This window comes from Stenotrophomonas bentonitica, from assembly GCF_002887735.1.
Classification (GTDB): domain Bacteria; phylum Pseudomonadota; class Gammaproteobacteria; order Xanthomonadales; family Xanthomonadaceae; genus Stenotrophomonas; species Stenotrophomonas bentonitica_A.
This window is the reverse complement of sequence record NZ_PKQP01000002.1, coordinates 24683-39166: the sequence shown is the minus strand read 5'-3', so window position 1 is coordinate 39166 and position 14484 is coordinate 24683. Positions and strand designations below refer to the sequence as shown.

Below are 14484 nucleotides of genomic sequence, written 5' to 3'. Positions count from 1 at the left end.
CTCTACTCGCCCGCCGCATCGGGCGTAGGCAGTCCATGAAGGTTAGCGTAGATACGCGCAGCGAGGGCGTCATTGATGCCGTCCACTTTCGCGATTTCCGCTTCGCCGGCGGCTTTCAGGCCGACCAGGCCGCCGAAATGCTTGAGCAGGCTGGCCCGCCGGCGCGGTCCGATGCCGGGAATATCTTCGAGCTTGCTGGTCATCCGGGCCTTCTGGCGGCGCCCGCGGTGGCCGGTGATGGCGAAGCGGTGGGCCTCGTCACGCACCTGCTGGATGAACTGCAGGGCGGGCGAGGCAGCGCCCGGGCGCAGCTCGCGACCATCCGGCAGTACCAGGGCTTCATGCCCTGCCCTGCGCTCCACGCCCTTGGCCACACCGACCAGCATCACCCCTTCCACGCCCAGGTCGGCCAGCGCCGATTGCGCCTGGGCCAACTGTCCGGCGCCACCATCGATCAGCAACAGATCGGGCAGCACCGCATCTTCCTCCACCGCCCGGCGGAAGCGCCGCTCGATCGCCTGGCGCATGGCCGCGTAGTCATCGCCGGGCTCGATGCCACTGATGTTGAAGCGGCGGTACTGGCTGCGCACCGGACCGGCCGCATCGAACACCACGCACGAGGCCACGGTGGCTTCGCCCATGGTGTGGCTGATATCGAAGCACTCCACGCGCTTGACCTGTTCGGCAAGGCCCAGCATCTGCCGCAGGTCCTCGCTGCGGGCGTGCTGCGCGTTGCGGCTGCCCAGCTCGGTGACCAGGGTGATCTGCGCGTTGCGTGCGGCGAGCTCGACATAGCCGGCACGCTCGCCGCGCACGTTCCACCGCAACTGCACCTTGCGCTCGGCCGAGGCACTGAGCGCCGACTCGATCAGGCTCGCGTCGGGAATTTCGCGGTCGAGCAGGATCTCGCGCGGTGGGGCGTGCTCGGCGTAGTACTGCGAGACGAATGCACCCAGTACTTCATCGGCGCTTTCTTCGCCATTGGTGCGCGGGAAGAACGGGCGCGTGCCCATGTTGCGGCCGTCACGGAAGGCCAGCAGCAACACGCAGGCACTGGCGCCCTGGGTTGCGCAGGCGAGCACGTCCAAGTCCGCCGCGCGGCCATCCACGTACTGGCGGGTCTGCATGCTGCGCAGCGAGGCGATCAGATCGCGCAGGCGCGCGGCCTGCTCGAACTCCAGCGCTTCGCTGGCGGTCTGCATCTGGGTGCCAAGCTCACGGGCGAGCTGGTCACTCTTGCCCTCGAGGAACATCGAGGCGCGGCGCACCGATTCGGCGTAATCCTCCGGCGCCACCAGATCCACGCAGGGCGCGCTGCAGCGACCGATCTGGTACTGCAGGCAGGGCCGCGAGCGGTTGCGGAACACGCTGTCTTCGCAGCTGCGCAGCTTGAACAGCTTGTGCATCAGGTTGAGCGTTTCGCGCACGGCGGTGACGCCCGGGTACGGACCGAAGTAACGCCCCGGCACCGCACGCGGGCCGCGGTGCAACGCGATCCGCGGCCATTGCTCGCGGGTCAGCAGCACGTGCGGGTAAGTCTTGTCGTCGCGCAGGGAGACGTTGTAGCGCGGCGAGAGCGACTTGATCAGCTGGTTTTCCAGCAGCAGCGCCTCGGCCTCCGAGCGGGTCACGGTCACGTCCATGCGCGCGACCTGCGACAGCATCGACATGATCCGGGTGGTCTTGGGCGTGCCGTTGAAATAGCTGCCCACGCGGTTGCGCAGCGCGCGCGCCTTGCCGACGTACAGCAGCGTGTCGTCAGCGGCGTACATGCGGTACACGCCGGGGGCGGTGCTCAGGTGGGCCGCAAATGCCTTGCCATCGAAGGCGGGGGCGGAAGAAACAGTCATTCGTTGATCGGCACGTCGCTCAGGACACCACTGACGGGGTCGAACCGCAGCACGGCATGGGCATCGGTCTCGGCGATCCAGACCGCACCACCGCCCAGCGCCAGGCCGGCCGGACCATGCAGGCGCCGCGGCAGCTCCAGCGTGCTCAGCTCACCACCGCCCAGGCGCAGGGTGCGCAGGCGGCCGTTGCCGGCATCGGCGATCCACAACAGCGGCGCATCCGGACTCAGCGCGATCGCCTGCGGGTACTGCAGCAGTGCCGAGGCGCGCGGCCCGTCCTGGTCGCCGAAGCTCCACAGCCCCTGCCCGACCAGTGTCTGGACCAGATCGCCACGCAGTTGCATGGCGCGGATCGACGAGCCCAGCGCGTCGCAGACGTACAGCACCTGCTGGACCGCGGCGACCGAGCACGGCTGCGCGAAGGCGGCCATATGACCACTGCCGTCGCGTTCGTCGATGGCGCCACTGCCGGCGCGCCACTGCAGGCTGCGCTGGCCGAGGTGGTAGCTCCAGATCCGGTTGTCGCCGGCCATGGCGATGTGGACCTGGTTGTCAGCGACCGCCAGCCCCTGCGGGTGGTTCAGTGCGGTACGGCGCGGCGCGGCGATCGGCCCTTCGACCGGCTCGCCAGGGCGGCCGGTGCCGCACAGCGTGTCGACCTGCCCGGAGAGCAGATGGATCCGGCGCAGCGCGTGATTGCCGGTATCGGCCACGTAAAGCCATTCGCGCTCCAGCGCGAGGCCCTGGGGATGATGGAAGGCCGCCTGGGCCTGGTCGCCATCCATGAAATCGGCGGTGCCCATGCCGAACTGGCGCAGCACGCGGCCACCATGGCTGCACTCGAGCACGCGGTGGTGACCGGTGTCGGCGATGTACAGGCGCTCGGTGGTCACCGCCAACCCGGTCGGGAAGCGCAGCGGCAGGCGCGGCTCGGGGCTCAGCTCGCGGGCGCCGTGCAGGTCTTCATCGGATGGGCGCGAACTGCCCTCGCACAGCGCCGTCAGCGAACGCTCCAGCTCCCCGCCGAGACCGATCAGCCGCTCACGCTCGCGTCCCTGCGCATCGAGCAGCACCAGGGTCGGCCATGCGGTCACGCCGAACCGGCGCCAGCCATCCCAGTCCGCATCCAGCAGGGCCGGGGCGTTCAGCCCCTGGCGGCGCAGCAGTTTCAGGGACTGGGCAGGATCGCGCTCACCATCGAAACGCGGCACCTGCAGCACCAGCAGCTGCACCTTGCCGGGGTTGCGCGATTGCCACTGGGCCAGCTCGGCCAGCCGCTGCGCGCACCACACCGAGGCTGCGTTGACGAAGGCGAGCACCACGGGCCGCCCCTGCAGCTCGCCCAGCGTGGTGGGCGTGGCGTTGAGCCAGGTGGCGAATTCGGGCAGATCCTGGACGGGCTGGACGTTCATGCCCTGATTATGCCGGAGGACGCGTCATGCAGCCGTCGTGCCACGGTCACGAGTGGGCGGCCCACCAGGCCTCGGCGCGCGCCAGATCGTCCGGGGTGTCGATGCCGGGCGGGAACTCGGCCGGGGTCAGGGCCACGCTGATGCGGTGCCCTGCTTCCAGCACGCGCAGCTGCTCGAGCGATTCCAGCTGCTCCAGCGTGCCCGGCGGCAGCGCGGCGAACCGGCGCAGGAAGCCGGCGCGGTAGCCGTAGATGCCGATGTGGCGCAGCCAGTGTGGGCCGGCGAGCGTGTCGCGCGAGCGCGAGAAGGCGTCGCGGTGCCACGGAATCGGCGCGCGGCTGAAGTACAGCGCGTCCAGATTCTGCTTGCGCACCACCTTGACCACGTTCGGGTCGAACAGCGTTCCGGCGTCTTCCACCGGGGTGGCCAGCGTGGACATCTCCGCACCGCTGTAGACCAGCGCTTCGGCCACGGCACGGATGCCCTCGGCCGGGGCGAACGGCTCATCGCCCTGCAGGTTCACCACCAGGGTGTCGTCCGACCACCCGGCCTGTGCGGCGCACTCGGCCAGGCGATCGGTGCCGGAAGCATGATCGGTGGAGGTCATCGCCACACGCACCTCGGCCAGGCCCTGCAACGCATCGGCGATGCGCCGGTCATCCGTGGCCACCCACACTTCGCGAGCGCCGGCGAGCAACGCGCGTTGCGCCACGCGCAGCACCAGCGGTTCGCCGCCCAGCAGGCGCAGTGGCTTGCCCGGCAGCCGCGAGGCGGCGTAACGGGCGGGAATGGCGACGACGAACTCGACGGAAGCGCTCATGGGGGATGACCTGTACGAAAGGAAGGCAATCAGGGCCTCAGTGTGCCGCAAGCGGCACCGGAGGCGTCAACGCTTGCCGAGCTTCTCGACGCGATCCAGCAGGCTGATCCAGAACGCGGCCGGCAACTCCGCCGACAGCGGCACCGCGAAGTGCCACTCGGTCGCGAAGGCCTTGCACTTGACCGCATCCTTCTCGGTCATCAGCACCGGCAACTCGCTGCCGAAGCGGAGGTCCGCGGGCTGGTAGGCATGGTGATCGGCGAAGGCATGCGGCACCACGCCGATGCGGTGCGCGCGCAGCATGTCGAAGAAGCGCTGCGGGTTGGCGATGCCGGCCACGGCATGCACGCGCTGGCCCTGGAAATGCGAGAGGCGCCGCGCACGGCCGCCCTGCAGCGGCTGCGCACTGTCGATGCGAAGCTGCATCGGCCATTCGCCGAAGCCGCAGGCGGTCTGCGCTTCGGTGCCGTCACTGGCCTGGCCCATGTTGACCACGCGGAAATCGCAGTCGCGCGCACGGCTGGCCGGCTCGCGCAGCGGCCCGGCGGGAATCAGGCGGCCGTTGCCATAGCGACGCTGGGCATCGACCACTTCGATTTCGATGTCGCGCGCCAGCCGGTAATGCTGCAGGCCGTCATCGCAGACGATGATGTCGCAGCCCGCCTCGACCAGCGCCTTGCCCGCCGCGACGCGGTCCGCATCGACCCGCACCGGCACGCCGGTTTTCCAGGCGATCAGCACCGGCTCGTCGCCGCCGACCGAGGTATCGGTACTGGCCAGCACCCAGCGCGGCGTGCCCGCCTCCTCGCGGCCATAGCCACGGCTGGCGACCCCCGGCTTCCAGCCCGCGTCGCGCAGGCGGTTGACCAGGGCAATCGTCAGCGGAGTCTTGCCGGTGCCGCCGGCAGTGACGTTGCCGACCACCACCACCGGCACCGGCAGCGAATGCCGCTTCAGCCAACGGCGGCGATAGGCCATCCGCCGCAGCGCGATCGCCGCGCCATACAGCGGTGACGCCAGGCGCGCCAGGAACGGAATGGTGCTGCCGTCATACCAGTACGACGGCGTCTGCGTGCCCTTGCCTGCCATCAGGGCTGCCTTTCGCGGAACTGCATCCTGTGCAGGTGCTCGTACAGGCCACCCAGCGCCAGCAGTTCGTTGTGCGTGCCACGTTCGACGATGCGGCCGTGGTCCATCACCAGCACCTGGTCGGCATGTTCGATGGTGGACAGGCGGTGCGCGATCACCAGCGTGGTGCGCTCGGGCATCAGGCGCTGCAGGGCGTCCTGCACCAGGCGTTCGGATTCGTTGTCGAGCGCAGCGGTGGCTTCATCCAGGATCAGGATCGGCGCGTCGCGCAGGATCGCGCGGGCAATCGCCAAGCGCTGGCGCTGGCCACCGGAGAGCAACGCGCCATTCTCACCAACGGGCGTCTGCAGCTGCTGCGGCATGCGCGCGATGAACTCCCACGCATTGGCCGCTTCGGCCGCCGCACGGATCTGATCTTCGGTAGCATCCATGCCGTAGGCGATGTTGGCGCCCACGGTGTCATCGAACAGCATGACCTTCTGCCCGACCATCGCCACCTGGCGACGCAGGTCGGCCAGCGGGTAGTCGTCCAGGGCCACGCCATCGAGCGTGATGCGGCCGCCGCTGGGTTCATAGAAGCGCGGCACCAGGCGGATCAGGCTGGTCTTGCCGCTGCCGGAGCGGCCGACGATCGCCGTCACCGTGCCCGGCCTGGCCACGAAACTGATGTCGTCCAGCGCGATGCCGGTGTCCTCGCGATAGCGCAGCATCACGTGCTCGAACGCGAGCTCGCCGCGCGCGCGGCCGATGCGCTGGAGGCCTTCGTCGCGCTCGACCGGCATGTCCAGAATCCCGAACAGGCGCTCGGCCGCAGCGACACCGCGCGAGATCGAGGTCTGCACACTGGTCAGGCGACGCAGCGAGGGAATGATGGCCATCATCGAGGTCATCAGACCCATGAACTGGCCTGCGTTGAGCTTGCCGGCCAGCGCCTCGCGGGTGGACACCCACACGATCACCGCCAGCGCCAATGCCGCCAGGAACTGCACCGTGCTGGAGGCCAGTGCGCGCGTGGTTTCGACCTTCATGTTCAGGCCAAGCATGCGGTTGGCCAAACGCGAGTAGCGCGAGATCTCGTGCGCCTGGGTGCCATGCACCTTCACTTCCTGCTGCGCGGCCAACGACTGTTCGGCGGTCTGCGCCATGCCGCCCATGCCGTCCTGGATGCCCCGGCTGATCCGGCGGTAACGCTTGCCGACGATCGAGACGATCACGCCGATCAACGGCACCACCACCAGCATCGCCATGGTGACCTTGACGCTCATCTGCAGCATCACCACCAGCATGGCGATGATGGTGAGGGTATCGGCCACCAGGGTCTTGAGCGCATCGGCACTGGCCTGGGTGACCTGTTCTGTATCGAAGTTCAGGCGGCTGACCATCACCGGCGTGGCCTCGGCATCGAAGTGCGAGGACGGCAGGTGCAGGTACTTCTCCAGCACCTGCTCACGCAGGTCGCGCACCACGCTGCGCCCGGTGCGGGCCAGCGCGTAGTCGCTGACCAGGGTGGCCAGGCTGCGCATCATGAACAACCCGAGGATGGTCAGCGGCAGGATCACCGCCATGCGCGGCTCCGGGTTGACGAACCCCCGGTTGACCAGCGGCTCCATCAGCTTGGTGAAGCTGTAGCCGGCCAGCGCCTCGACCACCATCGCGATCACGGCCGCGACCATGAACACCCAGTACGCCCCGGTGTACCCGAGCAGCCGCTTGTAGATCGGCCAGACGGAAGAATGTTTCTTGCTCATGGACGCACCTCCGGCGCGGTAGCGATGGCGATGCGGCGGAAGCCCAGCTGGCCCAGGGCATCCTGGGCCGTGACCACGGCCTGGTAAGGCGTACGCGCGTCGGCGCGCAACAGCACGGTCTGTTCCCGATCACTGCCGGCGACGGCGGCAATCGTCTGCTTGACCGACTCGACGTCGGTGCGCAGCACTTCCTGATCGTTGATGAAGTAACGCCCTTCGGCATTGACCAGCACGCTCAGCGAGCGCGGCGGCTCGGTGGTGTCCTGCTGGCTGGCGGTCGGCAACTGCAACTGCAGCGTCGAGCGCGCGTCGAAGGTGGTGGTGACCACGAAGAAGATGATCAGGACGAGGATCACATCGATCAGCGGGACCAGATCGATATGCGGTTCGTCCTGGATCCGGTCATTGCGGATACGCATCCGTCAGCCCTTGACCGTGACCGGTGCGGCGCCGGCGGGGGCACCGGTGGCACGCGGGGCCGTGTTCATCACGCCCGGGCGGCCATCCAGCGCGTCCAGCAGGGCCGAAGCTTCCTGCTCCATCTCGATCACGTAGCCGGCGATGCGGCCCTTGAAGTAGCGATGGAACATCAGCGCGGGGATCGCCACGATCATGCCGGTCGCGGTGCACACCAGTGCCTTGCCGATACCGCCGGCCAGCTGGTTCACATCGCCCACGCCGTGGTCGAGGATGCCCATGAACATCTGGATCATCCCGACCACCGTGCCGAGCAGGCCCAGCAGCGGGCCGGCCGAGGCGATCGTGCCGAGGGGGTTCAGGAACCGCTCCATGCGGTGAACCAGGTGCCGGCCGGCGTCTTCAATGCGCTCGCGGATCTGGTCGCGCGGGCGATTGCGCGCTTCCAGCGCGGTGGCCAGCAGCGCGCCCAGCGGCGAGTTGCCGCGCAGCGACTGGATGTGGCTCGGGTCGAGCTTGCCGCGTGCGGCCCAGTTGCGCACTTCCTGCCCCAGCCCCGGGGGCAGGACTTCATTGCGGCGCAGGGTCCAGAAACGCTCCAGGACAATTGCCAAAGCCAGTACGCCCAACAGCAGCAGCGGCAGCATCGGCCAGCCACCGGCCTTGACCAGTTCCCACACGTTTCAATCCTCCGGCCCAGCGGCCGCCTGTTTGATCGCCGATAGGATAGCAGCCGACCGGCTCCGCTCCGCGGCATCCCACCAACGCCGCTCGAAAACCCGTTGTTCACGCACCTGCAGGCCTTCACGCCCGAGCCAGATACGGACCGCGCCGCTCTCGGCCGTGTTGAGCACCTCCGCCCCCACCGCCTGCCAGCGCGACACCACCTCGGCGCGCGGGTGGCCGAAGCGATTGCGATGGCCAGCCGAGACGATCGCCAGGCGCGGCGCGACGGCATCCACCCAGGCCGGGGTGGACGAGCTGGCACTGCCATGGTGCGGCACCACTACTGCTTCGGCCGCCAGCAGCGCACCTGCCTGCTGGAGCAGCCGCGCTTCGCTGCCTTTTTCGATGTCGCCGGCCAGCAGGATCGCCCCCCGGGCGGTTTCCATCCGCAGCACGCAACTGCTGTCGTTGATCGACCGGGCTTCGCCGGGAAGGGGATGCAGCACCCGGAACGTGACCCCGTCCCACGCCCAGGATTGCCCGGCATGGCAGGCCGATGCGCGGCCACGCAGGGCGCCCTGCGGTGCCTGCACGACCGCATCGGGGAAGCTGCGGCGCACCCCGCGCAGGCCACCGGTGTGGTCGCGGTGGTCGTGGCTGATCATGATCCGGTCCAGCCGCCCCTGGCCCAGCGCACGCAGCGTGGGCACCACGATCCGCTCACCGGCATCGAAGCCATCGTCGGTCCCGGGGCCGGTGTCGTACAGCAGCGTGTGGCGGCGCGTGCGCACGACCACCGCCAGGCCTTGCCCCACGTCCATCACCAGCAGCTCCACCTCGCCCTCGCCAGGCCCGTGACGCGCCGGCCATAGCAGCGGCAGGCACAACAGCAGCGCCGCCACCCGGCCGCCACTGCCGCGCGGCAACAACAGCCAGAACACGCCGGACACCGCCGCCAGCAATGCCCAGCGGTTGGCCTGTGGCAGCCACCACAGCGACAGCTCGCTGCGCGCGGCATACCCGAACAGCCACCAGCTCGCGTCGAAGCACCATGCCGCCAGCTGCCAGGGCCAGCGCCCCGCCCCCTCGATCAGCGCCTCAAGCGCGGTACCGAGCAGTGCCAGCGGCACCACCACCATGGTCCACCACGGAATCGCCACCAGGTTCACCAGCGGACCGGCGCGCGAAGCCTGCCCGAACAGCGCCACGGTCAGCGGCAGCAACGCCACGGTGGCCACGCCCTGGGCACTCAGGAATCCGCGCAGCCAGCCCTGCTCGCGCCCCGGCAGGCACCAGATCAGCCACAGCACGCCGGCAAAGCTCAGCCAGAAGCCGGGGGCCAGAACCGCAAGCGGATCGAACAACAGCATCGCCAGCGCCGCCAGCGACAGCGACTGGGCGACCGTCGCCCGTCGCCGGCTGCAACGCGCCGTTGCCACCACCGCGATCATCAGCACGGTGCGCACCGTCGGCAGCGCGAAACCGGCCGCTGCTGCGTACAGCGCCGCACCTGCGACCGCCGCGGCTGCGGCGCCCATCGGGCGCGGCAGGTAAAGGCCCGCTATCGGCAGGCACCGCCAGAGGCCGCCTGCCAGCAGTGCGGCCACGCCAGCCACGACGCCGACATGGAAACCCGAAATCGCTACCAGGTGGGTCACCCCCAGCGCACGCAGGTCGTCCCAATCGGCCTGGCCGAGGCCACGGGTGTCGCCCAGTGCCAGCGCCTGGACGAAGCGGCGGCCGTCGTCCTGGACCGCGCGGGCGATCGCGTCGGCCATCCGCTCGCGCCATGCCGGCAAGCCGGCCGGCTCGCCCAGTGGATGCGCACGGGCGGGCTCGCGCACGTACCCACTGCCCGCCACCCGTTGCCGCAATGCATAGCCCTCGGCGTCGAACCCGCCCGGATTCACCAGGCCACGCGGCGGCCGGACCCGCACGTTGAGCGACCAGCGCTCGCCGGCCCGCAGCGTGCGCCGGCGATCATCGGCGGCGCCACGGAATCCGTCGTACCAGCCCAGCGCCAGGTCGCGACCGCGGAGTCTGGTGGGCATCGCCGGATCTTCGTCCACCCGGAAGCGGAAGCGGGTTCCCCCGGGACCATGGTCGGGGAGGCTGACCACCCGCCCGTGCAGCACGTGGTCGACGGCGGCGCTGCCGGGCGTCAGCTGCTGGGCGAGCCCGGCGTGGCCGTGGAAGGCCGCCCAGCCTAGACCGAAGAGGGCCGCGCCAAGGAGGCGCAGGCGGGAGGGCAGGATCCAGAGCAGAATACCGACCGCCGCCGCCGCAACGCCCCATTCCATCGGCAGCAGCCGGGGCGAGAAGATGATCGCGCAGATGCCTGCCAACAGCGAAACGACACACGCTTTGCCGAAGATCGGGAAGGCGGCATCGGTGGCGTGATCGGCACTGTCGAGCACCCGCGACATGCGCAACGCCCCACTGAAAACCATACTGTGCTTGTTCCCACAGCGTGTGCCCATCGGCGCTGGACCTGCCCGTCTGTCGGAAACTTGGAGACTCACGGGACAGGGAAGAGGCTTGGCCTGGCCATGTGCGGGAGGCGTGACCTGCCATTGCAGCAGCCTGTATTCGCCGATAGTGTCCGAGCAGTGCTGGTGACTGGTATCCAGCCCCCCCGACAGGAGGCGACCGTGGCGTTCGACTGGTTGAGACGCGACATCCACCTGCACGTACGCCTTCATCCCGGTGGCGTGCTGCTGGCGGTGAGCTATGCCGTTGCCTTCTGGGCAGCTCGCAATGTTTCGGTCGACCAGCTCTATCTTCCTGCGGGCCTGCGCGTTGCCGCCCTGCTGCTCTGCCCAGCGCGCTACTGGGTCTACCTGATTGCGGGCGAGTACGCCTTCTTCGCCCTAGCGCGGTACCCGCTGATCCCGCAATATGGCCTTGCCTGGGTCGTGGTCGCTTCGGCCAGCCTAATGCCCGCTGTCGCAGGGATCGTGCACACGCATCGACGCTGGATGGCGTCGAGCAATGACACGTGGCTGCTTTCGGTCGCCCTGCTCGCGGCGATCGTGGTCACCGCCCTGAATCAGGGCCTTGCGTATCTACTGATGCCCACGCAGCACGTGGCCGTCTCCTGGGAAGGCGCTGCGCGATATGCCGTGGGGGACTATCTGGGCATTCTATTGATCGCGCCCTTGGTCGTCATGTGGCGACGCAGGCGCATGGCTGCCGAATCAATGCGTGGCTGGACACTGGCAGCTGTGGTTTCTCTGGTAGTGATCGGCGTCAACTTGATGGTCCTGCTCCGCATGGATAGTACTGGCCTGCCAGGCTCCCATGACCCCGCCGTATTCACCGCACAGCAGATTCTTGCAGCAACTGGAACTGTACTGCTCCTGCTCGGCGCGACCACCTCGCACTACTATCATCGTTTCCGACAGAACGAGTGGCTGGGGCGCCGCGCCATCGCCATGACCAGGACCACGCTTGTCGCCGGCGAACAGGACAGGCGCGAGCGCGCTTGGTACCTGCGGAATGTCGGCGATGACATCGACCGGTCCCTGCAGAAAATCGCAGATACGCTCGCGGCAAAGGGCCAGGACGGCTTGGCCTTGGAGCTCCAGCGCTTGCATGCCGCACAATCGGGTGCGTTACGGGTACAGGCGAACTTGGTTTACCCCGTCGAAATAGAATCCGCGGGTCTGTACGTAGCTCTCCGGGCCGGCGCGATCGCCGATGCCTGGGCGCAGACGGATCGCGTCCTGCCCGCGCATTTGATGGGCGACCCGTGTGATCTGAGCCTTGATCTGCAGTTGGCGGCGTTCCGGAGCATGGCAGACGTCGTCGCGGTCCTGCTAACGGCAGAGAAAGGATCTCTACGTCTTCGCGCACGCACGATTCAACGTGGAGGACAGCAGGGCATCGTGGTGATCGCCGGGCTTCTGGATCCCCACCGGACGCTGGCACCCGGTACTGTGGAGCTCTCCAGGCAGGCGCTCGGTGCCCGCGCGCTGGCCTATCAGGGCAACGTGCAGTGCCGAGGCAACCGGATCCGCCTGGTGTTGAGGGAGACTCGTGGCTGCCAGGCAGAGCGACACGCCAGCGCGCCAGGAACACCCGCGCTTCCACGCAGCAACGTGAGCTTCTTCTGACTGGGCGCCAGAAAACGAAAAAGCCGGCCTATTGGCCGGCTTCGTCTTGTTCCACCTGTTCCCGTGGTTTCCCAGGTACTGAAGTGGTGGGCGGTACAGGGTTCGAACCTGTGACCCCTACCATGTCAAGGTAGTGCTCTACCGCTGAGCTAACCGCCCGTTTTGCGTCCCTGCCCCGCTGCGAATGCGTCGGTGCAGGCCGCGTATATTACGGATGCCCCCCGGAAAGCGCAACACTTTTGTGAAGATATTTCACGATGTGTTGTTCAGCCCAGACTGGCCTCCTTCAACTGGCGGATCTGGTCGCGTACCCGGGCGGCATCTTCGAACTCCAGATCACGCGCGTGCTGGTACATCTGCTGCTCCAGCGCCTGCAGGCGCTTGGCGATCTGGGCCGGGTCCATGGTGCGGTAATCGGTCGCCTCTTCGGCCACGCGCCCGCCCTTGCCCTTGCCCTTCCCTTTGCCGCGCGCCTCTTTCTCGGCCGCTTCCGAACGCGCGCCTTCGAGCACATCGGTGATCGGGCGCAGGACCGACTTGGGCACGATGCCATGCAGCTCGTTGTACTCGACCTGCTTGGAACGACGGCGGTCGGTCTCGTCGATCGCGGCCTGCATCGAACGGGTCATCTTGTCCGCGTACAGGATCGCCTTGCCGCGCAGGTTGCGTGCGGCGCGGCCGATGGTCTGGATCAGCGAGCCGGTGGAGCGCAGGAAGCCCTCCTTGTCCGCATCCAGGATCGCCACCAGCGAGACCTCGGGCATGTCCAGGCCTTCGCGCAGCAGGTTGATGCCGACCAGCACGTCGAACTTGCCCAGGCGCAGATCGCGGATGATCTCCACGCGCTCGACGGTATCGATATCCGAGTGCAGGTAACGCACGCGGATGCCGTGTTCGGTCAGGTATTCGGTGAGGTTCTCGGCCATGCGCTTGGTCAACGTGGTGACCAGCACACGGTCGCCCAGCTTGATGCGCTCGTTGACCTCGCTCATCAGGTCATCGACCTGGGTGCCGACCGGGCGGATCTCGACCACCGGATCGATCAGGCCGGTCGGGCGCACCACCAGTTCGGTGATCTCGCCTTCGGTCTCGCGCAGCTCATACGGACCCGGCGTGGCCGAGACATAGATGCTGCGCGGGCAGCGCTCTTCCCACTCTTCAAAACGCAGCGGGCGGTTGTCCAGTGCCGACGGCAGGCGGAAGCCGAACTCGACCAGCGTTTCCTTGCGCGACCGGTCGCCTTTGAACATCGCGCCGATCTGCGGAATGGTGACATGCGATTCGTCGATCACCAGCAATGCATCCGGCGGCAGGTAGTCGAACAGCGTCGGCGGCGGATCGCCGGCGTTCTTCCCAGTGAGATGCCGGGAGTAGTTCTCGATGCCGTTGCAGTAACCGACCTCGGCCATCATTTCCAGATCGAACTGGGTGCGCTGCGCCAGGCGCTGCGCTTCCACCAGCTTGTTCTGCTCGTACAGCTGCTCCAGGCGCACCTTCAGTTCCGCCTTGATCGTATCCACGGCCGACAGCACGCGTTCGCGCGTGGTGGCGTAGTGGGTCTTGGGGTAGATCGTGTAGCGCATCATCTTGCGCAGGCTTTCACCAGTGAGCGGATCGAACATGCTGATCTGCTCGACCTCGCCTTCGAACAGCTCGATGCGCACCGCTTCGCTGTCCGATTCGGCCGGGAACACGTCCACCACTTCGCCACGCACGCGGAACGTGCCGCGATGCAGCTCGAACTCGTTGCGCGTGTACTGCAGCTGGGTCAGGTGCTTGATCAGGTCGCGCTGGTCGATCCGCTCGCCGGTGGAGAGGATCAGGCGCATCGACAGATAGTCCTCCGGCGCGCCGAGGCCGTAGATCGCCGAGACGGTTGCCACCACGATCGCATCCGGGCGCGACAGCAGCGTCTTGGTCGCCGCCAACCGCATCTGCTCGATGTGCTCGTTGATCGAACTGTCCTTCTCGATGAAGGTATCCGACGACGGCACATAGGCCTCGGGCTGGTAGTAATCGTAATAGCTGACGAAGTACTCCACCGCGTTGTGCGGGAAGAACGATTTGAACTCGCCGTACAGCTGCGCCGCCAGGGTCTTGTTCGGCGCCATCACCAGGGTCGGCTTCTGCACCTGCTGGATCACGTTGGCGATCGTGTAGGTCTTGCCGGAACCGGTGACGCCGAGCAGGGTCTGCTTGGCGATGCCCGCCTCGAAGTTGGCGGTCAGTTTCTCGATGGCCGCCGGTTGGTCGCCCGCCGGCGAATACGGGGATACAAGTTGGAAACGATCGCTCATGGTGCCGCCACTGCCGGGAAGCCTTCAGTATAACGGCCGGGTTGGTGACGGCCTGTTGAGGAATCCACCG

Annotated in this window: 10 protein-coding genes and 1 tRNA gene; 1 reads left to right on the top strand and 10 read right to left on the bottom strand. The window is 67.7% G+C overall.

Translation table 11 applies throughout. The features are described from left to right. Positions 1–2 precede the first annotated feature (2 nt). The 8 genes from uvrC to C0R07_RS04435 all read right to left on the bottom strand — a co-directional run bounded on the left by uvrC (position 3) and on the right by C0R07_RS04435 (position 10428). Positions 3–1850 carry an excinuclease ABC subunit UvrC gene (gene uvrC, locus C0R07_RS04470; protein ID WP_102788283.1) on the bottom strand — a complete coding sequence of 616 codons (1848 nt, stop codon included), beginning with the start codon at positions 1848–1850 and terminating at the stop codon, positions 3–5. Beyond that, positions 1847–3262: a hypothetical protein gene (locus C0R07_RS04465; RefSeq protein ID WP_070470669.1), complete on the bottom strand. Its 1416-nt coding sequence runs from the start codon at positions 3260–3262 to the stop codon at positions 1847–1849. The genes uvrC and C0R07_RS04465 overlap by 4 nt, the downstream gene beginning before the upstream one ends. 46 nt (positions 3263–3308) lie before the next feature. Continuing rightward, on the bottom strand, positions 3309–4082 hold the full coding sequence (gene kdsB / locus C0R07_RS04460; protein WP_102788282.1) for a 3-deoxy-manno-octulosonate cytidylyltransferase: 774 nt from the start codon (positions 4080–4082) through the stop codon (positions 3309–3311). Between the two features lie 66 nt (positions 4083–4148). After that, entirely contained in the window at positions 4149–5171 is a 1023-nt protein-coding gene (lpxK, locus tag C0R07_RS04455) for a tetraacyldisaccharide 4'-kinase (RefSeq protein ID WP_019183374.1), read from the bottom strand. Further along, on the bottom strand, positions 5171–6919 hold the full coding sequence (gene msbA, locus C0R07_RS04450; RefSeq protein WP_070470672.1) for a lipid A export permease/ATP-binding protein MsbA: 1749 nt from the start codon (positions 6917–6919) through the stop codon (positions 5171–5173). Before msbA ends, lpxK begins: the two co-directional genes overlap by 1 nt. After that, the gene (locus tag C0R07_RS04445) at positions 6916–7338 is read right to left on the bottom strand and encodes an ExbD/TolR family protein (RefSeq protein WP_019183376.1); all 423 of its coding nucleotides are present in this window, start codon (positions 7336–7338) and stop codon (positions 6916–6918) included. Before C0R07_RS04445 ends, msbA begins: the two co-directional genes overlap by 4 nt. Before the next feature lie 3 nt (positions 7339–7341). Further along, the gene (locus C0R07_RS04440; protein ID WP_102788281.1) at positions 7342–8016 is read right to left on the bottom strand and encodes a MotA/TolQ/ExbB proton channel family protein; all 675 of its coding nucleotides are present in this window, start codon (positions 8014–8016) and stop codon (positions 7342–7344) included. A gap of 3 nt (positions 8017–8019) precedes the next feature. After that, on the bottom strand, positions 8020–10428 hold the full coding sequence (locus tag C0R07_RS04435) for a DNA internalization-related competence protein ComEC/Rec2 (RefSeq protein WP_254427777.1): 2409 nt from the start codon (positions 10426–10428) through the stop codon (positions 8020–8022). Between the two features lie 225 nt (positions 10429–10653). Here C0R07_RS04435 and C0R07_RS04430 point away from each other — a divergent pair, with 225 nt between their 5' ends. Continuing rightward, positions 10654–12117, top strand: coding sequence for an MASE1 domain-containing protein (locus tag C0R07_RS04430; protein ID WP_167390321.1), 1464 nt, complete (start codon positions 10654–10656; stop codon positions 12115–12117). Positions 12118–12201: 84 nt separating this feature from the next. Here C0R07_RS04430 and C0R07_RS04425 read toward each other — a convergent pair. Together C0R07_RS04425 and uvrB are read right to left on the bottom strand one after the other, a co-directional pair. Next, positions 12202–12276: transfer RNA gene (locus C0R07_RS04425), tRNA-Val, on the bottom strand. Between the two features lie 107 nt (positions 12277–12383). Next, a complete protein-coding gene (uvrB, locus tag C0R07_RS04420) occupies positions 12384–14414 on the bottom strand; it encodes an excinuclease ABC subunit UvrB (protein ID WP_019183381.1) in 2031 nt (676 codons plus the stop codon). Between the last annotated feature and the right edge of the window lie 70 nt (positions 14415–14484).